Origin of the sequence: Paenibacillus sp. FSL M8-0142 (assembly GCF_038597315.1) — a bacterium.
GTDB lineage: Bacteria > Bacillota > Bacilli > Paenibacillales > Paenibacillaceae > Paenibacillus_AQ > Paenibacillus_AQ lactis.
Genome location: NZ_CP152008.1, coordinates 30,774 through 50,283, shown reverse-complemented (window position 1 = coordinate 50,283; position 19,510 = coordinate 30,774). Strand labels below are relative to the sequence as shown.

Here is a 19,510-nt window from a genome sequence, read left to right as displayed (position 1 = left end):
CATTCATTCGTTTAGCGCAGCAGGCGCAGCGCCTTTAAGAGGGCTGCCAGCGGCCCGCCGACCTTCGGCAGCATCCGAAGCTCCGACGCTGTGAGGAGCTTCGTCCAAGCGGCGGCGGCAAGGAACGCGCCGCCTCCCGCAAGCACGCCGCCAAGCGCTGCGGCGGCGTCGGTAAGGCGGCCTGGCGCCACGCCGGCCGCCCCGAGCATGGCGCCGGCCGCCGCTTGCGCGCACCAGGCGGCCAGCGCCACGGCGGCGAGGACCGCAAGCGTCCTCGCCATGGCCGCGCCCGCACCCGCGGTGAAGCGGGCGCTTCGCGAGAGCAGCGCGAGGTTCAGCGCTGCTGCGGCCAAGTGCGCCGCCACGCCCGCGATGGCGGCGCCTGTAATGCCAAGCTGCGGCACCAGCAGCAGGTTGAGCAGGAGCTTCAGCGCCGCAGCGGCAAGCAGGTGCAGGGCCGGCGCCTTAACGATGCCGACGCCCTGCAGCAGAGCTGCCGTGATCGTGCTCATCGTGCCGCCGGCTGCCGTAAACGCAATGACCTGCATCGTTACGGTGCCTGCGGCGTCTTCGTACAGCATGACGTTAATCGGCTTGGCCAGCACCGCGAGCCCGATGGACGCGCTCATCCCGATCAGCCAGAACCAGCGGAGCGCCATCCCGGTCTGGCTGGCCACCCGTTCCCGTTCGCCGCGGAACTTGGCTTCGGCCAGCGCCGGTATAAACAGCACGGACAAGGACGTGGCCAGCATGGTTACCAGCTGCACCAGCGGCAGCCCCCGGTTGTAAATCCCGAATTCGGCCATCGCTGCCTCATCCGGCAGCCCGGTCATACTAAGCAGCCGCGGCACAGTAAACGTATCGACCAATCCGATTAGCGGGACGGCCAGCAGGCTGAGGCACACCGGGATGCCGTATGCGAGCAGACGGCGGAGAAGAACGCCCGCTCCCTCCTTGTTTACATCGGCATGCAAGCCGGAATCCTTCACATCTTGCGGCTTGACAGGGGGCATAAGCGGCTTTTCTATACGTCTGCCGCGGCTGCTTCGGTGCCTCCGCCAATACCAGCCCATGACCAGGAGACCTGCTGCCCCTCCGGCCGCCGATCCCAGAAGCGCTCCCGCCGCGATTCGATCCGGCGATGCTCCGGCTTCGATAAGATACAGCAGCAGCACGATCATGACGGCTACCCGGACCGACTGTTCCACGATCTGGGATACGGCCGTCGGCACCATATTGTGCAGGCCCTGAAAATATCCGCGCAGCACCGACATCCAAGGCACGAAGGCCAGCGCCAAGGCGCCTGCCCGAATTGCCGGCACCACCTGCCCGCTGCCAATCGCTTGTCCGAGCCAGGGAGCTGCGGCGTACATGACAAGACCGAGCACCAGCCCGAACAGCACGAGCGTCACCGAAGAGATGCGCAGCAGCCGGCGGCTGTCCCCGCTTCGGCCCTCGGCTTCGTATTCAGCCACAAACTTGGAGACGGCAGCCGGAAAACCGAGAACCGCCAGCGTAATCATCATCATGTAGAAGGGGTAGACCGTGTTATAGATGCCGAACACGGCATCCCCGCCCATATTCTGCAGCGGTATTTTTTGCAACGTGCCGATCAGCTTCGACAGCATCGCTGCGGCACTAAGGATGAAGGCTCCCTTCAGCAGCCTGGAGCCTGTCTCTTCTGGTTTCATATCCGTATTCCAATCCCACGCTTATCTTAGGGTTCTTCGCACCGTGGCGACATGCCCGATGTTTGAACGTGTACCCCCATTATAACCGCGGAATCAGGCTGGGCACAAAATTTACGGGTTACATCCTTCGTAAGGCCTCGCTGGCTTGACATCAAAAAACTCCCGGCTTCCCTATAGACCGCAAGGATCCAAGTTCAGCGGGAGTCAAATCCAGCCCTAAGGCTGTCCATCTGTTGTCTTACTGCTCCATTTGCTTTCCGAGGAAGCCTGCGGCCGTCTCAGCCATTTTCACTTCCATCTCGCCCATGTTGACGGATTCGTCCTTATTCAGCAGCACGACGCTCCCGATCGGGTCACCGCCTGCAATGATCGGCGCGGCTACGAAAGCCGACAGCGTCTCCGGATTATCCTTGCTGATCTCATACGTTCCGCTGTTGCTTTCGAGAACGGTCTTGCGGTTTTCCATGCAATTTTCCAGCAAATTGCCGATCGGCTTGTCCAAATATTCCTTCTTGGAGCCGCCGGCTACGGCGATAAAGGAGTCACGATCCGAAATAATCGTAATGTGGCCCGTGCTTTCGTATAGGGATTCCGCGTATTCCTTCGCAAAATCGCCAAGCTCGCCGATTGGCGAATATTTCTTCAGAATGACTTCTCCATCCCGATCTACGAAAATTTCCAGCGGATCACCTTCGCGAATCCGTAATGTGCGTCGAATTTCTTTCGGGATGACCACGCGCCCGAGGTCATCGATACGGCGGACGATACCAGTAGCTTTCATGTCACTTGTTGCCCCACTTTCATAAGAAGATTTTTCAACTACTGTTTCCTTACGGGAAGAGGATGTCCCCAGGTGTATAAGAGTTAATTGTCTGACCATAGTATTCATCCATTCCCAAATCCTTATACATCATCAACCCTGCATTGGTTGCGAAATCCATAATAAAAATAAAGTGAAGATTATCGTTTTTCGGGGAAAAAAATCCATAACGTGTCATTTCACACGTTATGGATTCAAATTCAGCCCGGTTTTCACTTTGCGAACGCGATAGCCCGCGCTCCTTCCTGCATGGTCATGAGGAAATCGACCTTGGAAAGCCAGGCCCCCCGTACCAGCAGCGGAGCTGGCATTATAAAGACGCTGGCGCAGGCCAAAGCTTCAGACTACTTCCCGCTGTCTCCAGTACCGGCAGCCGGTGCCTTCTCGCCACCAGCCGGCGCATCGCTGCCTTCGGCAGGCTTCGTTGCATCGCCGCCCTCCGCAGGCTTCTCTTCAGCAGGCTTGTCCCCGGCGTTCTCGCTCTTCGGCAGGTTCATGCTCTCGATCAAACCACTGAGCTCATTCTGCATAAAATTATCGATTTTGCCTGAAGCCAGCTTGTTCTGAATGCCTTCCTTCTCCTCGGCGGTTAGCTTGTCATACGTTACTTCTTCCCGCTTCTCGACCTTCATGATGTGGTAGCCGTAGCTGGTCTCCACAGGATCGCTGATTTTGTTCAGCTCAAGGGACAGGGCCTTCTCCTTGAATTCGGGAACCCATCGGCCAGCCGGCTCATTCTCATACAAGCCGCCCTTGTCCTTGGAGCCCGGATCCTCGGAGTATTCCTTGGCGATTGCAGCGAAATCCTCGCCTTTATTCAGCTTGGACTGCACTTCCTTCGCAATCTTGAGCGCCTCGCCCTCCGGTCTTTCCTTGCCTTCCGGATCCTGGAAGCCGACGAGGACGTGACGAACGCTGACTTTGGTATAATCCTGCTTGTTCGCCTCGAAATCCTTCTTCATATCGTCCTCGGTTACCTGGCTCTTCTCGTATTCCACGACCGTCATAATGCGAAGCATGTAATTCTTCACATCCTCCTCGGTCAGCTTCTGGGCTTCCAGCGCTTTCTTGTAATTCTCTTCTCCCATCGCGCTCTTGTTGCTCTTCAGCAGTTCATCCGCCTGCTTCCCGGCAGCTTCCTTGGCTTTGTCATCCGCTTTGGCGTACAGGTACTCATAAGCGACTCCCTGCTTCGCCAAATACTCCTTGAATTCGTCCATCTGCAGGAATTGTGCGTACTCCGGCGACATGAACTGAATCATCCGCTGCTCGAGATCGAATTCTTTCGCGGTCAACTCTCCGCCTTTATATTTGACAATAACTTTGCTGTCATCCACTTCATTCCCCTTGCTGTCATCCTTCCCGCAAGCGGCGATCATCGACATGGACAGCACGGCTGTTAATGATACGATAAAGGTTTTCCATGCCCTTTTATTTCTTGACGGCATTGTGTAGTTCTCCCTTCAGGTTAAATGGCTCCTTGGCAGCCTCCAGAAACTTCTCCAGCAATTCGAGCAATTGTTGATCGTCAAGACCCTTGCCTTTGATCCGGATAACCATGGCTGGCCCTTGTTCAAATTGTACACGTCTTTCGAACAGATTTCCAATTTGCGCAAGCGCTGCCGTGTTGACTGCCTTATCCTGCCCTTCGTAGAACTGGAGCAGGACATCGTCCCCCCGCTGCGTAATGGAGTCGATGCCATACGTACGACCATACACTTTCAATCGGGAAACCGCAAGCAAGTTGTTTACCGCCTGCGGCAGCTCGCCGAAGCGGTCAAGCAGCTCGTCCTCAAGCTCTGCCGATTCATCGATGGTGGTGACGGAAGCCACTTTTTTGTAAATTTCAATCTTCTGAATACTGTCGTAAATGTAATCCGACGGCAGATACGCGTCGATCCCCAGGTCGATGGAGGTGTTCCAGTCCTTGGTCGGCGCAGCCGTCTCGCCAAGCATGCTGACCTTCCGCTTCTGGATTTCCTCCGCCAGCATCTGGGAGTACAGATCGAAACCGACCGAAGCGATAAAGCCGTGCTGCTCCGCGCCGAGCAGATTGCCCGCGCCCCGGATCGACAAGTCGCGCATTGCGATTTTGAAGCCCGAACCCAGTTCGGTAAATTCTTTAATCGACTGAAGCCGCTTCTCCGCAACCTCGGTAAGCACCTTATCGCGCTGGTATGTGAAGTAAGCGTAGGCGATTCGATTCGAGCGTCCTACCCGCCCGCGCAGCTGATAAAGCTGAGATAATCCCATTTTGTCCGCGTCATGGACGATCAGGGTGTTCACGTTCGGGATGTCGACGCCCGTCTCAATGATGCTGGTGCTGACGAGCACATCGTACTCCCCGTCCAGGAAGTCCAGGATCGTCTTCTCCAGCTCCGTTTCGGACATCTGCCCATGGCCTACTCCGACCCTTGCTTCAGGAACAAGCATCGAAATCTGCGCGGCCATCTCATGAATGCCCTGCACCCGGTTATACAGGTAGTAGACCTGCCCGCCTCTGGCCAGCTCGCGCTCTATCGCTTCACGGACCAGGGTCTGGCTGTGCTCCACCACATACGTCTGCACGGGGAAGCGGTTCTCCGGCGGTGTCTCAATAACCGACAGGTCTCTTACCCCAAGCATCGACATATGCAGCGTCCGCGGGATCGGCGTTGCCGTTAAGGTCAGCACATCGACATTGGTTTTCAGCTTCTTCAGCTTCTCCTTATGCGTTACGCCGAACCGCTGCTCTTCATCCACGATCAGGAGGCCGAGATCCTTGAAGACGATGTCCTGCGACAGCAGCCGGTGCGTGCCGATCAGGATGTCAACGGCCCCCTGCTTTACCTTCTTGATCGTCTCATTCTGTTCCTTGCGGCTCCGGAAGCGGCTCAGCACCTGAATGTTGATCGGGTAGTTCGCGAACCGTTCGCGGAACGTTTCATAGTGCTGCTGGGCCAGAATGGTCGTCGGAACCAGCACGGCCACCTGTTTGCCTTCAATCGCCGCCTTAAACGCCGCTCGAACAGCCACCTCGGTTTTGCCGTAGCCGACGTCTCCGCACAGCAGCCGGTCCATCGGACGGTTCTGCTCCATATCCTTCTTGATTTCCGCAATGGCGCGAAGCTGGTCCGGCGTTTCGTCGTAAGGGAACATGTCCTCAAACTCCTGCTGCTCCGGCGTATCTTTGTCGAACCCGTATCCCGGAGCCGACTGGCGCTCAGCGTACAGCTTGATCAAGTCATCAGCGATATCCTGCACGGAAGAACGGACCTTGTTCTTTACGCGGGTCCATTCGTTGCCGCCCAGCTTGTAAATCTTCGGCTCCTTGTCCTCGGAGCCGACATATTTCTGAATGAGATCGATCTGCTCGATCGGAACGGACAGCTTATCCCCGCCCGCATACAGGATATGCATGTAATCCTTATGAATCCCGTTGATCTCGAGCGTGCCGATCCCCATATATTTCCCGATTCCGTGGTTTTGATGCACGACATAGTCGCCGACCTTAAGCTCCGTATAACTCTTGATGCGTTCGGCGTTGTCCATGCTTTTCGTCGTTTTGCGGGTTTTGCGCTGCTTCGAAGAGAACATCTCGCTCTCCGTAATGACAGCCGCATGAACGGACGGCATTTCGAAGCCGTTTTGAAGATGGCCCTCGAACATCAGCGGCTCGTCAATGCCATAGTCATTCAGCACCCGGCGCATACGCTCCATGCGCTCTGCATCGCCGGCGAGCATCATGACCTGGACGCCGGATTTCTTCCAGCGGTCCATCTCTGATTTCAATACATTCATCTGCCCGTGGAAATCCTGCATGCCGCGCGTAATGAAGTTAACGATATTCTGCGGCTGCATTCTCGGAACCTGGCGCAGGAAGATCGATATGAGCAGACATTGGTACGGATGCTGATAGATCAGCTCCTCGGTATCCAGCGATAATGGAAGATCCGGCAGCGATTTACCGTGCTGAAGCAGATGCAGGTTCCACTCCGCCTCGTCCCGTTCCAGCTGCTTGGCCGTTTCCAGCAGTCTTGCAGGCTCATCCAGCACCAAAATCGTATCCTTCGGCATGTAGTCATAGAGATGCGTCTTCTCCGGATAGAGCAGTGAAATATATTTATAGATTTCAGGGAAATAGATTCGCTCGCGCAGCAACTCTACTTCCCGATGAATTTCCTCACGCAGCCGAAGCTTGGCCTGCCGGTCGGTCATTCGCTCAAGCTGAGCCTCCAGCATCCGGGTCACCGTCTCGGCCGTACGATTCAGCCGCTCCGAATCGGCTATGATCTCCTTGCACGGTGTAATGACGACCTCCCGAACCATATCAATCGATCGCTGATCGGCCGGGTCAAAGGTTCGGATCGAATCGATGTCCTCATCGAACAGCTCAACCCGGTACGCCATCGCCGCCGTCATCGGATAGAAGTCGATGATTCCGCCGCGAACACTCATCTCGCCGCGGCTTTCGACGCGCTCCACCCGTTCATAGCCCATCTCGATCATCCGATTCAGGAACGCATCCAGCTCGAGTGTTCCTCCGTCCTGAAGCGTAATTCGGGCATCCGCCATGACTTCCGGCGCCGGAAGCAGACGGCGCACACCGGAAAACGGCGCAACGACAATACCCCGGAAGCCTCTGGCGCAGCGGACAAGGACATCAATCCGCTGTGCTAGAGTCTCGGGGCTTGATACGGCCGATTCCGCCGCAACCAGTTCATTTGCCGGATAGAGCAGCACCTGATCCGGTGAAAGCGCCTCCTGTAAATCATCAGCGATTTTCTGGGCTGAGAACATATTATGCGTAACAACGAGCAGCGGGCGCTGCTGGTCCTGATGCAGCGCGGCCATGAGGATTTGCCTGGAGGATCCGGATAGCCCGGATATCAGCTGCTCCCTCATTCCGGTTCCTACGCCGGCCGCAATGGATTTGAAATCCGAATCCTTCGAAAATACATCAATAAGTGCTTGTAACAAAGGGGGCACCTCTCTTATGCAAAAGAAATGGATTATTCTATTTCGCTCTCACTTGCGTGCTAAGACGACAGTTGTAAAATTAAAACCGAAAAGAAGCCTTGGGCAACGCTGCCAAGGCTAACACAGCGGCTGCCGAACAAAGCAAGCCGCCTGATGTCTTCTACCATATTTTATCTTGTACCCCATTATACGCTCATTGAAGGGGATTTGCCAAAAGACTCAGCTCCGGATGGGCTTCAAGCGCCTCCCTGCAGTGGTCGCAGGTGACCTTAACCATCACGTCGCCGTTCAAATCATACGCTATTATATCCTTGCGCTCCTCAGGGGTCAAGGAATCGAATCCGAGCTTTTCTTCAGTTATGACGCTCGAATCGATCCGGCCCTGAAAGGCTCGACAATGTCTGCAAACGTAGGTTATCGCCATCATATGCCTCCTGAAGGTCGTATATACCCTTCAGTATGCCCGGAAATCTCCCGTTTCAGACTATGATTCTGCGTGGCTATGCGTTATTGAATTTCGCCATGGTCTGCTCAAAGGTGTGATCCAGGCTGAACTCCAGTGCATCGCAAGTCATGTCCACCATGCTCTGCAGCTGCTCCCGTTCGCCCTTCGGAAATGCCCCAAGCACATAATCCACGATGGCGTAGCCCGGTTCCGGTCTCGAGATGCCCATCCGGACGCGGTTAAAGGTTTGGGTCCCGGTATGCTGAATGATGGACTTGATGCCGTTATGCCCGCCCGCGCTGCCTTGATACCGGAGACGGATCTTTCCAACGGCTGTATCGAGATCATCGTAGACAACAATCATATCTTCAAGCGGCGCCTTATAATAATCCATATAGGCCCGCACCGCTTCGCCTGACAGATTCATAAAGGTCATCGGCTTGATCAGCACCGTTTTGGTACCGCCGATCATGCCCTCGGCAATGACCGATTTGCATTTGCTCTGGTTGAATTTCATGCCATGGCGCTCTGCCAGAGCATCCAGTGCCATAAACCCGACGTTATGGCGTGTTTTCTCATAAGCTGGACCGGGATTTCCCAATCCGACAATCCATTTCATCGCAGTTAATTCCTTTCACGATTAGTACTTTCTTCTTAACCTGTATTTCGAGTACAATATGAACAAAACCTATTGGTATTTATGCCCTCATAAGAAGGTGAATCGGTTTTGAGAGATTATGAACAGAAATTGACGCATCACAGCCATTTTCAATACCATATGAAGCATGGCATTCCCGTTCAAGTCTACGAGCTCGGGTGTCATGTCGACGTAGGCCTGATCACCGCCGTCGACGCTTATTTTGTCGAGCTGGAGGGAACGGTCTATAACCGCAATACGTTTACCTTTATTTCAAGACCTGGATATTGATGACACCTGCCATGAACTTGGGGTAAATTCTTTAGAACATCGCATTTTGAAAACGGTTACTTTCCCGCTATGCGTAATATCCATGAGGTCAGGATAGCAGGCAAGGGCTACATTTCCTGCAAGCAGAAGATGTAACCCTTACGGCCAGGTTTGTTATTCTATTTCAAACAATTTACTGATGGATAATTCCTCGTGTACCCGGATAATCGCTTCTCCCATGAGCGGAGCAACAGACAGCACGGTCAGCTTGCTGCTCGGATTCGGATGTGTGATTGGAATGGTATCCGTCACAACAACTTCCTTCAGCGGCGAGTTTTCCAAGCGTTCATGGGCAGGACCGGACAGCACCGGATGCGTACAGCAAGCATACACTTCCTTCACGCCGCCTTCCATCAGCGCATTGGCGCCGAGTACGATTGTGCCGGCAGTATCGATGATATCGTCGATCAGAATCGCGGTCTTGCCTTCGATATGTCCGATGATGTTCATCACTTCGCTGACGTTCGGCTCCGGCCGCCGCTTATCGATAATAGCCAGCGGGGCGTTCAGGAAATCAGCAAGCTTCCTTGCGCGTACGACGCCGCCATGGTCCGGGGACACGACGACAGGATTCTCGATTTGCTTCGAACGGAAATATTGGGCAAGAATCGGAACACCGAGCAAATGATCCACCGGAATATCGAAAAATCCCTGGATCTGCATCGCATGCAGGTCCATCGTAATGACGCGGTGAGCGCCGGCTTTCTCAATCAGGTTCGCCACCAACTTGGCGGTGATCGGATCACGCGAACGAGCCTTGCGGTCTTGACGGGCATATCCGTAATACGGGATGACCACGTTGATGCTCTTTGCCGATGCCCGCTTGAGCGCATCCACCATAACCAGCAGCTCCATCAAGTTATCATTCACCGGAAGGCATGTGGACTGCACAACGTAGACATGGCAGCCCCGCACGCTTTCGGAGAGCTTCACTTGAATTTCGCCGTCGCTAAAGCTGGTCGTAAGCGATTCTCCCATCGGAATGCCGATATAGTCGGCAATTTGATGGGCGAGCTTTGGATTGGAATTACACGTAAATATTTTTAATTTAGAATCAAGATAAGTCATAGAATAAAAACCCTCCGTGCTGGTTCGTTGAATTAGGCTATCCGATCACCGCTTCACGTCAATTCAGGAAGCCGGCGTATTACGATTCCCTGTTCTTCTTGGCTTTAGCGCGCGCCCGGATCTTCTCCGCATAACCCGGCTTGTTCTCCTGACGCTGTCTTGCGATGGCCAGATCATTCTCGTCAACCGACTGGGTAATGGTCGAGCCGGCAACCACAAACGCGCCTTTGCCGACTTTAACCGGCGCAATCAAATTGACATTGCTGCCGATAAATGCGTCGTCCTCGATTTCGGTAACGGACTTATTATAACCATCATAGTTGACCGTAATCGCACCGCAGCCGATATTGACGTTTTTCCCGACCTTGGCGTCGCCGACATAGCTAAGATGCGACACTTTCGAGCCATTGTCGATCGTTGCATTCTTCACCTCGACAAAGTCGCCAACCTTCACGTCCTCACCGAGCTTGGCCCCCGGACGAAGATAAGCAAACGGGCCTACCGATGTGCGTGCTCCGACTTCTGCCTTGCTCAGCACCGATTGCTTGACGCTGGCACCGTCCGCGATGACAGAATCCTCAATATCCGAATTCGGTCCGATTACGCAGTTCTCCCCAATGACGGTATTGCCCTTCAGCACCGTTCCCGGATACAGCACCGTATCCGCTCCGATGGTCACATCTGCACCGATATACGTCGACGCCGGATCGATGATCGTAACCCCGTTCAGCATATGCATACGGTTAATGCGCTCCCGCATGAAGCCTTCGGCTTCGGAGAGGGCCAGCCGGTCATTGACGCCGATCGACTCCGCGTAATCATCGGTCTGATAAGCAAGCACGGTTTCGCCGGCTTCCTTCAGGATGCCGATGCAATCGGTCAGATAATATTCCTGCTGCGCGTTCTGGTTCGTCACTTTTTCCAGTGCAGCAAATAGCTTTTTATTATCAAAACAATAGGTACCGGTATTAATCTCAGTGACCGCATCCTCTGCAGGGCTGCAGTCCTTCTGCTCCACGATCCGCTGCACGCTGTCATCTCCGCCGCGGATGACCCGGCCGTAGCCCTTCGGGTTATCCATATGCGCCGTCAATACCGTTGCTGCCGCATTATTACTTTCATGCAGTTTCAGCAAATTTTCCAGGGTGCTTGACGTCACAAGCGGAGTGTCCCCGCAAATCACGATCGTCGAGCCTTCTTCCCCGCCAAGAAGATCCTTGGCTTGCTTCACAGCGTGGCCCGTTCCGAGCTGCTGCTCCTGTAAAACATATTCCGCTGCGTCCTGCAGGTACGTGCGAACGGCTTCAGCGCCATGTCCAACCACCACAACGCTGCGCTCACAGTTCACCTGCTGTACTGTCTGCAGTACATGTCCTACCATCGGCTTGCCACAAACAGGATGCAGCACTTTATATAGTTTGGATTTCATACGTTTGCCCTGCCCAGCGGCGAGCACAATAGCAAATCTTTTCAAGGGCCATGCCTCCTCCTCTTGAACTCACTACTGAATATATCTCATTCTACAAAAAAAGAAAAGAGAGCCACAAATATGGCTCTCTTTTCCTTGAACCCCAATTGTAAATCTTAAGCGCCTTCTTCAATCACTTCTTCTTCTGTAGCCGCACGCTCATACTCGGCCAGGACAGCCGATTGAATCTTCTCGCGGGTACCCGAAGAAATGGGATGGGCAATATCGCGGAATTCTCCGTCCGGAGTGCGTTTGCTCGGCATTGCGACAAACATTCCATTGTTTCCGTCGATGACGCGAATGTCGTGAACGACAAATTCATTATCGATGGTAATGGATGCGATTGCCTTCATTCTCCCCTCAGAGTTAACACGGCGGAGTCTGACATCCGTAATTTGCATATGTGTTCACCACCTTTTTCCATCAGAGACTTGGGTAGTATAATTCCACACAGCAAACACGAAATCCTTCTTTTTTGTCCTATAAAATGTCCTAAAATCAGGAATTTTTTTTAGAATGTGATATTTTCGACAGACTTCGTGCCCATTCGGATGGAAACGCTATTATATCGACAAAAAATGCAATGTTATTTCTCGAAATAATTTCCAGGATTCACGGTAATCATTTTGGTTTTGGCATCCACGTCGCTCAATCGGGCTAGCGATATATAGTCCTGAAGAAGCCTCTCCTCGTTCTCTACTGCCCCTGACTCCACCAATACGCCCACACCTGCGACTTCGGCATTAAATTCTCCAAGCAAGTCGACCATTCCCTGAATGGTGCCTCCGGCCTTCATGAAATCATCCACGATAAGGACGCGGGAGCGCTCCTTGAGTGCCCGGCGGGACAGCGACATCGTATGGATGCTTTTATGGGAGCCGGAAACATAGTTGATGCTTACGGCCGATCCTTCCGTTACTTGATGGTCCCGGCGGACTAGTACGACCGGCAGGTTAAGCTGTGCCGCGGTCGCATAAGCGAGCGGAATGCCCTTCGTTTCCACGGTCATCACCACGTCGATCTCCCGGTCGGAGAACGCGGTGGCAATAATTTTGCCCGCTTCGTTCATAAGCGATGGCTGACCGAGCAGATCGGACATGTAGAGATAGCCTCCCGGCAGAATCCGGTCGGACTGCTGCAGCTGCCTGCACAGCTCCTCGGCAAAAGCGAGGGCGTGGTCTCTGCGCAGCTTCGGAATGTATCGTACGCCTCCTGCGGCGCCGGCGAGCGTCTGGAGCTCTCCAAGCCCCTCGTTCTCAAATACGTCCTTAATGATCGCCAAGTCCTCGCTAATGGACGACTTGGCCGCACTATAACGCTCGGCGAACGTCGTCAAGGGAATCAACGTATGCGGTTCAGATAGTAAATATTGGGTCATATCGACCAATCGTTCGCTTCGTTTTAATTTTTTCACTGGGATTCCTCGCTAAATCCGAATATTATATGTTAAATATAACATCTTTGTACGTATTTATACAACTCAGATTGAAATTCTTCCCCGAAGCCGTGTCCATTTTATGCATTTCCGGTTAGCAGACGGACCGCATAAACCTCTTTGCAGAATCCCCGAAGGCCGTTATAAATGCGGGCGACTTTAGACTCCCTGGATACCAGACCGAAGACCGTCGGGCCGCTGCCGGACATTAGCGCGCCATCCGCGCCCAGCTTCAGCATGCCTTCCTTCAGCTGCTGAACCTCCGGATGCATCTTCAAGGTAACCTCCTCCAGCACGTTTCCGAGCTCTTTGCACATCTGGTGGAAGCTGCCCTGCTCAAGCGCCCCGATCATCCGCTCCGCCGACGGGTGCGCCTGGATTTGATCACTGCGCAGTCGTCCGTATACCTCTGCCGTCGATACGTTGATCGGCGGCTTCGCCACGATTACCCAGCACTGAGGCGGACTCGGGATCGGCTTCAGCACCTCGCCTCGCCCGGTAGCCAGGGCGGTTCCGCCGCTCACGCAGAAGGGCACATCGGAGCCGAGCTCAGCTCCAAGCTTAAGCAGCTCCTCTTTCGGGATATTCAACCCCCAGAGGCGGTTTAGTCCCCGCAAGGTCGCCGCCGCATCGCTGCTGCCTCCTGCCAGTCCCGCTGCTACCGGAATTTTTTTGTCGAGGTGGATATGTACACCTTTCCGCACGTCGTAGCGCTCTTTAATGAGTCTTGCTGCCTGAAAGGCCAAATTCTTCTCGTCCAGAGGGATGTAACCCGCCTGGGACGTTATGATGATGGTGTCCCGCTTCTGCTCCGACATTTCGAGCCGGTCGGCAAGGTCAATCATGGTCATGACCATTTCCACCTCATGGAACCCATCCGGGCGCTTATGGAGCACATCCAGCATCAGGTTGATTTTGGCCGGTGCTTTTTCGTATATTTTCAAGAACGTTCACCTATCCTTAGCTTTTCCCTATGCATGAACTTACCATATCCAGAGAAAAACTTCTATTGCCTCTATCTTAACAAACTCGGGCTTCGAAGTCATGGACCCGGTTTACAATCTGAACAGAGAGCCCTCCGTCACCGGAGGGCTGCTTGCCGCATTCACTTACGAACAGATTAGAGATCGGATTTCTTGGCAGCCCGCTCCGCAAGCTCAATCGCGCGTTTTACCATATTGCCGGCGTCCTTCGCGCGAATGCCGCCCCAGCCTTCCTTCTCCACCGTATCGTAGAATCCAAGCTCTTTTGCCAATTCAGTCTTGAGCTGCTCTGACATGATACTGCGTCTTCTCCGGCCCATCCTAAACGCCTCCTTGGATGATTTCGTGATCATAACGGCAGTGACGAGCGCATCCTCAGCGAGCAAGCCTCGGTCCACCGGACATCTTCGAATCAGCTCGCATCATCCCTCTGCCCAGGCACCGGAAGTTTGTTCGCTGCAGAAGATCCGCTCCCGGTTAGTATGCGTACCCGGATCTCCTCTCATTCCAGGCTGTCGATGGCATCCTCTCCTGATTATGCGAAAGCCGGGCGGCAAAAGGGCCTGTCTCGGCCCCCCTGCTCTATAAGGCAGATATACGCCCCATGATCCCTGCATGACCCGGAACCCTCCAGGGAAAACAAAAACAGCCTCCGCTAACGAAGGCTGTTCTCTCGTGACATATCGTCATGTCGTTATGACTTGATATAGGTGATTCGCATCTGGTTGTCATCGCCGGTCACCATGATTTCCACGGTTTCGGTCAGAATATCGGCATAACTGTAAGACACGCGTTTAAAGGTCTGCTGGTCTTGATCCAGCTTAACAATGAAAACAGAAGGGTACGTTTCTTCCAAAACACCAGTACGCTCGACGGTCTTACGGCGGCCACCGTTAGCCCGAAGCGTAATTTTTTGCCCTAAATGGGCATCGAGACTGCGTTTGATTTCCAACAGCGCATTTTTAGCCATTGTCGACGACCACCTCTTTCCTTGTCCATTATACCGAACTTCCAGCATTTTGTCAAATCAAAAACATTAATTATATCAGCATCAAAAATACGTTGTCAATGTATTTTTTTTAGCCCGGCAAATCTCATTTCCATTTGCATTAATATGCGCTAAATCGACAAGCTTTATGTATGATATTTGACAATTTTCTTCACCGTAAAGAACAAAGTAAAAAACCCCGGGCACCGGGGTTTTCTCAGCCTATATTCGGTTCTTCATCATCCTTGCGTCTTCGCATTCGAATGCCTCGCCGAACAAAGCACCGCTTAGCTGACGGAAGGTGTTACTTTCAATGTCGACAGATCCTGGAGGCTCGGCAGGCCGATCCTGTAGCTGCCCCTGGTCTCAATTCCGCCTACGCCTTGACTGCCGCTGATTGTATGGTGGATTACATCGTTGAGGTTGACCGTTTCCCGAACCGACGTATAGGCGGTCTTGGCGGCCACATAGACCGGGTCTAGGGCATGGATGAGAATTCTGCCCGGCGAGCTCGCAAAATTGGCTCCTGCCTGCAGCAGCGCTTCAAAATGCGACTGGCATGCTCCAGCCACGATAACCAAGGTATCCAGGTTCCGCTCATATTGCCGGGCCACCTGGATCGCCGATACGAAGTTATGCGAATTTTTGTAGCTGTCCAGACTGTATAAATCATACGGCTGTCTTCGCTTAAGAACCCCGTCATGACCTGTAATCACGACGATATCGGGTCGAACCCGCGGAAGGAGCCGATACAACGTATCGGCCATCGCCGATTCATTCACATAATGGCCTTCCGCAGGGACCCGAAGCTGGTTATAAAGCGCCATGCTCTTCTTCAGATACTGGGGATCCCCGTCCAGATGCAGGACCTTGCCCGGAACGTCGAAATATCCTTTAGCAGCCTGCGGGCCGCCGTTATTCCTAAGGCTCTTCAGCTGCCGCTCACTTTCTTCCTGTCGGCGCTTCTGCAGGCTCTCCAGCGTCTCATTCGCCTTAATCTGTGCCTGCTTCGTTCGCTCGCTTACGGCGGGATGCGGTACCTGGATCAGGTCATCGGCGGGAGCGTCGGCCAGCAGCCGGAATTCCGTGCCTTTGATGACGATAAGATTATGCCGCAATCCTTCTACCCGGAACGTTACATCGCCGCCGTAGGATTTACGAACGACCAAGTCTCCCAAGTTCATCACAACATCACCCCTACCCTATGGTATGGGCTAATGGAGCCATTGGTTCGTCATGGCGGCAATTTTCCCTCAGGCGGCTTGCCTTGACCTGATTGAATATCCTAAAGCCATGACCAGACCACACTTCGTTCCGTTTCTAACGAATCCCCGCCTCAAACAGGACATTGCTCAGCCGTGCGTACTCCTCGATGCTCAGCGTCTCTCCCCTGCGCTTCGGATCGAGCCCCGCTTCCTCCAGCAGCTGCTCCAGCCGCTCGCGTCCTTCATCGGCGAAGAACCGGCTCTTCAGGTTGTTGGCAATCGTCTTTCGCCGCTGGGCGAATGAGGCTTGAACCACCTCGAAGAAAAAGGACTCATCCTCAACCGAAACCGGAGGCTCCTCCCTTACCGCGAGCCGAATGACGGCCGATTCCACATTGGGCTGCGGGATGAACACGGTATGCGGAACGATGCAGACGAGCTTCGGCTCGCTGTAATATTGAACTGCAATGCTGAGGCTTCCGTAATCCTTGCTTCCCGGCGCTGCGGCCATCCGCTCGGCGACCTCTTTCTGAATCATGACCACAATATTCTCCAGCGGCAGCTTCTCTTCCAGCAGCTTCATCAGAATAGGGGTCGTCACGTAATACGGCAGATTGGCGACAACGCTTACCTTCCCCACCTCCGCGAAATCCTGGCGGAACAGCTCGTGCAGATCCACCTTAAGGACATCTCCATGATGAACTTTAACGTTATCGTAAGGCTCCAGCACTTCCTTAAGAATCGGAATCAGGCGCTGATCGATCTCTACTGCGGTAACGGCTCCGGCCATCTGAGCCAGCTTCTCTGTTAACGCCCCGATGCCGGGACCGATCTCAAGCGCACCTTTCTCTTTATCAAGGCCGGCCGCCTCCACAATCTTGCCCAAAATATTCTGGTCGATCAGAAAATTCTGTCCCAGGCTCTTCTTAAAGGAAAAGCCATGGCGGGCAATGATCTCCTTCGTGCGTCTAGGTGTCGATATATCTTCCATCCGGTTCATATCAGCTTTGGCCTCCCTCTTCCAGCTGCGCAAGCGCCGCCAGAAACTCTTCACGCGATATTTGAAACATCGCCATACGTTTATGGAACTGCTTGGAGTTGCAATACCCGATACCCAGGACATTTCCCATGAACATTCTCCGGGCTGCAGCCTCCGGATGAGCCGTCAGCCCCGCATCGATCATATCCTCCAGGCTGATCTGACTCTCCGCCCCCTCAAATGAGGTGTGGACGCGATCCAGGGCATGACGTATAGCCTCCGGAGATGCGTTCTCGACTCCGATATCGCCCTTGCGCGTCGCATCCGCCTCCGGTATGAAGGCATGCTTGCAGCCGGGGACATGACGGTCGATGATCTTGCGAATCCGTTCCCCTGCATGATCGGGGTCTGTCAGGATAATAACCCCCCTGCGCTCCTTCGCGAGGGCAATACGGCGCAGCGTATGCTTATTAATAGCAGAGCCGCCGGTCTCGATCGTGTCGGCATCCACCGCACGCTTGATCGCTACCGTATCGTCCCTGCCTTCAACCACAATTACTTCTCGGATCATAACGTTCTCTCTTCCTTCCCAAAAGGACACATACCGCCTGTCCGACCGTTCTCCTTGAATTGGCATCGGCTCAAACCATACGGCGTATTTTTTACATGATGGCCCCAAAATGCGACCAATACGCCGCAAAACAAAAGAAGAGGAGTTTCTCCTCTTCTTCATTATGATCTATTATAAGCTAAATTCGTTAGCATTAGAATGGCAATGTCATTAGAAATTGGGATTCATTAGTTCAAATCAGGCTTTACGGGACCGATCACATAAACGGTGCGCCCCGATTTCCGGCCAAAGTTCATGGCCGCTTTCAGCGAATCGTAATACACATCAATTTTATGTCCCTTAATCGCTCCGCCGGTATCCTCTGCACGGCGGAAGCCAATGCCTTCGATGTACACCCACCAGCCGATCGGAATGATGCTCGGATCAACTGCAATCGTCCGGCCCTCGGTTACCCGTGTTCCGGAAGCCGTGCGGGTTCCGATTCCCGCCTGCTCAGCGGAATATGCGGTCATTGAAACATTATTCAGCACTTTCTGGTATTTGAAATCAACACCCGCTCTGGAGATGACGTTATTCTCCGTCGCTTTGGCGGTGGACACCTTTCTAGTGCCCGTAAGCTTCGCTGGGGCAGACTTCACATTCGGAGTCGCTGCCGCTTGAAGCACGACAGGCTTCTCTACCTTCTTCGTGCCTACGGCAATAATTTTGTCCTTCGTCTTACGCTCGACCTCTTGCGAGACCTTCGTCTTGGATACGAGCTTGCCGTTATGGTACACCTTCTCGTAGTGATGAACGAGAACGCCCGGCTCGCCCCGCTGAATGACACGGTTATCACCGCGCTCCAGCGACGGATCCGCAGTCTTGATGACGCGGAACTCGCGGTTCTCCTTCTCCGATACGGTCTGCTTCGTAACCCGAACGATTTGAATGTCCATATCACTGGTAAGCTTGGTGTCCTGTGACGGCTTTACTATATCTTCACCCTTGATCGTAATGCCAGCTTCTTTGAGTACACTATCGACCGTGTCCTGGGTCGTGAATATGGTTTTGGTGGTGCCCCCTACTGTTACTTTAACTGGGATTGCACGGTCAATGATAATCCGGTCCCCATCCTGGATCGTCCCGTTTAAAGGCATCGAGACCTGATCCTGCGGATTCAGCGTGATCGCTTGCTCATCCAGCAATTCCTGAAGCAACGATCCTCTGGTTTCTACCGTGGTTACGCGGCCATCGACCACAATTTGAACTTGCTTGCCCGATTGATCATGGATAACCAGCGATACGAGAAGTGATACCGTAACAGCCCCCATGGCGCCGAGCATCATCAATTGACGCAAATTCTCATGCTTCCATCGCAATGCGTAAGACATGCTGGATGATTGTGATTCATGGGTTTCTTCAGGTTGAAAAATGCCCACTATTCCATCCTCCTTCATAGTCCCGCCGTCTTAGGTAACGCATGAATGCCTTTGACGTGACTATAGCAGTTATTCTCGCAAGGCGTGCTGCTATCTATCTAACGCCCTGCGTCAATCCCCGTCTTCCCGTTCACCACTAGGAATCACCTCCTGTTTACCAACAGTATGACGACACCTTCTCCAATATTCAAAAATAAAAGAAGCCAGCGTGAAAGAGTACTAGAGGCTCTAACGTGGCTTCCTGATGATTGAAATCATGGAAATGGTATGCACGAGAATTCCCCTCTTACTTCGCTTACGGAGTTAGCTGTCGGGTTCGGACGTAAGAGAGACGCCCTAGATCCGGTCGCCCGCTCATGGCGAGGACCTTCACATTCACCCCAAAGACCCGATAAAGAAATCATATACGGCTCGTGCACGACAGTTTACCATGCACGGCAGTATCGGTTCCCCCGTTCCCCAGACTTCGGAGATTAAGCGAGACGGTTCATGAAATATGATCGCTGAAGTTTC

The 19,510-nt window shown here is 53.6% G+C and carries 18 protein-coding genes and 1 riboswitch; of the genes, 1 reads left to right on the top strand and 17 read right to left on the bottom strand.

What is annotated here, in order from left to right:
* Positions 1–11 precede the first annotated feature (11 nt).
* The 6 genes from NSQ46_RS00230 to pth form a co-directional block, all read right to left on the bottom strand.
* The gene (locus NSQ46_RS00230; protein ID WP_341034646.1) at positions 12–1,691 is read right to left on the bottom strand and encodes a polysaccharide biosynthesis protein; all 1,680 of its coding nucleotides are present in this window, start codon (positions 1,689–1,691) and stop codon (positions 12–14) included.
* A gap of 238 nt (positions 1,692–1,929) precedes the next feature.
* Entirely contained in the window at positions 1,930–2,472 is a 543-nt protein-coding gene (gene spoVT, locus NSQ46_RS00225; RefSeq protein WP_028406014.1) for a stage V sporulation protein T, read from the bottom strand.
* A gap of 383 nt (positions 2,473–2,855) precedes the next feature.
* A complete protein-coding gene (locus NSQ46_RS00220; protein WP_007132875.1) occupies positions 2,856–3,959 on the bottom strand; it encodes a peptidylprolyl isomerase in 1,104 nt (367 codons plus the stop codon).
* On the bottom strand, positions 3,943–7,470 hold the full coding sequence (gene mfd, locus NSQ46_RS00215; RefSeq protein ID WP_341034647.1) for a transcription-repair coupling factor: 3,528 nt from the start codon (positions 7,468–7,470) through the stop codon (positions 3,943–3,945). Before mfd ends, NSQ46_RS00220 begins: the two co-directional genes overlap by 17 nt.
* A 193-nt stretch (positions 7,471–7,663) precedes the next feature.
* Entirely contained in the window at positions 7,664–7,894 is a 231-nt protein-coding gene (locus NSQ46_RS00210) for an anti-sigma-F factor Fin family protein (protein ID WP_007132873.1), read from the bottom strand.
* 76 nt (positions 7,895–7,970) lie between these two features.
* Entirely contained in the window at positions 7,971–8,534 is a 564-nt protein-coding gene (gene pth, locus NSQ46_RS00205) for an aminoacyl-tRNA hydrolase (protein ID WP_007132872.1), read from the bottom strand.
* Between the two features lie 108 nt (positions 8,535–8,642).
* Here pth and NSQ46_RS00200 point away from each other — a divergent pair, with 108 nt between their 5' ends.
* Positions 8,643–8,843 carry a hypothetical protein gene (locus tag NSQ46_RS00200; protein ID WP_007132871.1) on the top strand — a complete coding sequence of 67 codons (201 nt, stop codon included), beginning with the start codon at positions 8,643–8,645 and terminating at the stop codon, positions 8,841–8,843.
* 153 nt (positions 8,844–8,996) lie between these two features.
* On the opposite strand, the gene NSQ46_RS00195 is transcribed toward NSQ46_RS00200, so the two are convergent.
* The 11 genes from NSQ46_RS00195 to NSQ46_RS00145 form a co-directional block, all read right to left on the bottom strand.
* Positions 8,997–9,950 carry a ribose-phosphate diphosphokinase gene (locus tag NSQ46_RS00195; protein WP_007132870.1) on the bottom strand — a complete coding sequence of 318 codons (954 nt, stop codon included), beginning with the start codon at positions 9,948–9,950 and terminating at the stop codon, positions 8,997–8,999.
* Between the two features lie 79 nt (positions 9,951–10,029).
* Positions 10,030–11,424, bottom strand: coding sequence for a bifunctional UDP-N-acetylglucosamine diphosphorylase/glucosamine-1-phosphate N-acetyltransferase GlmU (glmU, locus tag NSQ46_RS00190; RefSeq protein ID WP_007132869.1), 1,395 nt, complete (start codon positions 11,422–11,424; stop codon positions 10,030–10,032).
* Between the two features lie 110 nt (positions 11,425–11,534).
* Entirely contained in the window at positions 11,535–11,819 is a 285-nt protein-coding gene (spoVG, locus tag NSQ46_RS00185; RefSeq protein WP_006207419.1) for a septation regulator SpoVG, read from the bottom strand.
* Between the two features lie 185 nt (positions 11,820–12,004).
* The gene (purR, locus tag NSQ46_RS00180) at positions 12,005–12,832 is read right to left on the bottom strand and encodes a pur operon repressor (protein WP_007132868.1); all 828 of its coding nucleotides are present in this window, start codon (positions 12,830–12,832) and stop codon (positions 12,005–12,007) included.
* 101 nt (positions 12,833–12,933) lie between these two features.
* Positions 12,934–13,797, bottom strand: a complete 864-nt coding sequence (ispE, locus tag NSQ46_RS00175; protein ID WP_007132867.1) for a 4-(cytidine 5'-diphospho)-2-C-methyl-D-erythritol kinase — start codon at positions 13,795–13,797, stop codon at positions 12,934–12,936.
* A gap of 176 nt (positions 13,798–13,973) precedes the next feature.
* Entirely contained in the window at positions 13,974–14,156 is a 183-nt protein-coding gene (locus tag NSQ46_RS00170; RefSeq protein WP_028406020.1) for a small, acid-soluble spore protein, alpha/beta type, read from the bottom strand.
* A 374-nt stretch (positions 14,157–14,530) separates the two neighbouring features.
* On the bottom strand, positions 14,531–14,806 hold the full coding sequence (locus tag NSQ46_RS00165; RefSeq protein ID WP_007132865.1) for a Veg family protein: 276 nt from the start codon (positions 14,804–14,806) through the stop codon (positions 14,531–14,533).
* A 305-nt stretch (positions 14,807–15,111) separates the two neighbouring features.
* Positions 15,112–16,008 (bottom strand): sporulation peptidase YabG, encoded by an 897-nt coding sequence (yabG, locus tag NSQ46_RS00160; RefSeq protein WP_251537916.1) that lies wholly within the window; start codon positions 16,006–16,008, stop codon positions 15,112–15,114.
* Between the two features lie 136 nt (positions 16,009–16,144).
* Positions 16,145–17,029, bottom strand: a complete 885-nt coding sequence (rsmA, locus tag NSQ46_RS00155; protein WP_340898072.1) for a 16S rRNA (adenine(1518)-N(6)/adenine(1519)-N(6))-dimethyltransferase RsmA — start codon at positions 17,027–17,029, stop codon at positions 16,145–16,147.
* Position 17,030: 1 nt separating this feature from the next.
* Positions 17,031–17,579, bottom strand: coding sequence for a ribonuclease M5 (gene rnmV / locus NSQ46_RS00150; protein WP_028406023.1), 549 nt, complete (start codon positions 17,577–17,579; stop codon positions 17,031–17,033).
* 227 nt (positions 17,580–17,806) lie between these two features.
* Positions 17,807–18,997, bottom strand: a complete 1,191-nt coding sequence (locus NSQ46_RS00145) for a 3D domain-containing protein (protein WP_144871837.1) — start codon at positions 18,995–18,997, stop codon at positions 17,807–17,809.
* A 276-nt stretch (positions 18,998–19,273) separates the two neighbouring features.
* Positions 19,274–19,487: riboswitch (cyclic di-AMP (ydaO/yuaA leader) on the bottom strand.
* Positions 19,488–19,510 lie beyond the last annotated feature (23 nt).

Bases quoted from the DNA above. Each gene is read 5' to 3' on its own strand.
- pth (WP_007132872.1), bottom strand. From the start codon at position 8,534: ATGAAATGGATTGTCGGATTGGGAAATCCCGGTCCAGCTTATGAGAAA.
- spoVG (WP_006207419.1), bottom strand. From the start codon at position 11,819: ATGCAAATTACGGATGTCAGACTCCGCCGTGTTAACTCTGAGGGGAGA.
- rsmA (WP_340898072.1), bottom strand. From the start codon at position 17,029: ATGAACCGGATGGAAGATATATCGACACCTAGACGCACGAAGGAGATC.
- spoVT (WP_028406014.1), bottom strand. From the start codon at position 2,472: ATGAAAGCTACTGGTATCGTCCGCCGTATCGATGACCTCGGGCGCGTG.
- NSQ46_RS00220 (WP_007132875.1), bottom strand. From the start codon at position 3,959: ATGCCGTCAAGAAATAAAAGGGCATGGAAAACCTTTATCGTATCATTA.
- rnmV (WP_028406023.1), bottom strand. From the start codon at position 17,579: ATGATCCGAGAAGTAATTGTGGTTGAAGGCAGGGACGATACGGTAGCG.
- NSQ46_RS00195 (WP_007132870.1), bottom strand. From the start codon at position 9,950: ATGACTTATCTTGATTCTAAATTAAAAATATTTACGTGTAATTCCAAT.
- yabG (WP_251537916.1), bottom strand. From the start codon at position 16,008: ATGAACTTGGGAGACTTGGTCGTTCGTAAATCCTACGGCGGCGATGTA.
- NSQ46_RS00230 (WP_341034646.1), bottom strand. From the start codon at position 1,691: ATGAAACCAGAAGAGACAGGCTCCAGGCTGCTGAAGGGAGCCTTCATC.
- NSQ46_RS00210 (WP_007132873.1), bottom strand. From the start codon at position 7,894: ATGGCGATAACCTACGTTTGCAGACATTGTCGAGCCTTTCAGGGCCGG.
- NSQ46_RS00165 (WP_007132865.1), bottom strand. From the start codon at position 14,806: ATGGCTAAAAATGCGCTGTTGGAAATCAAACGCAGTCTCGATGCCCAT.
- NSQ46_RS00170 (WP_028406020.1), bottom strand. From the start codon at position 14,156: ATGGGCCGGAGAAGACGCAGTATCATGTCAGAGCAGCTCAAGACTGAA.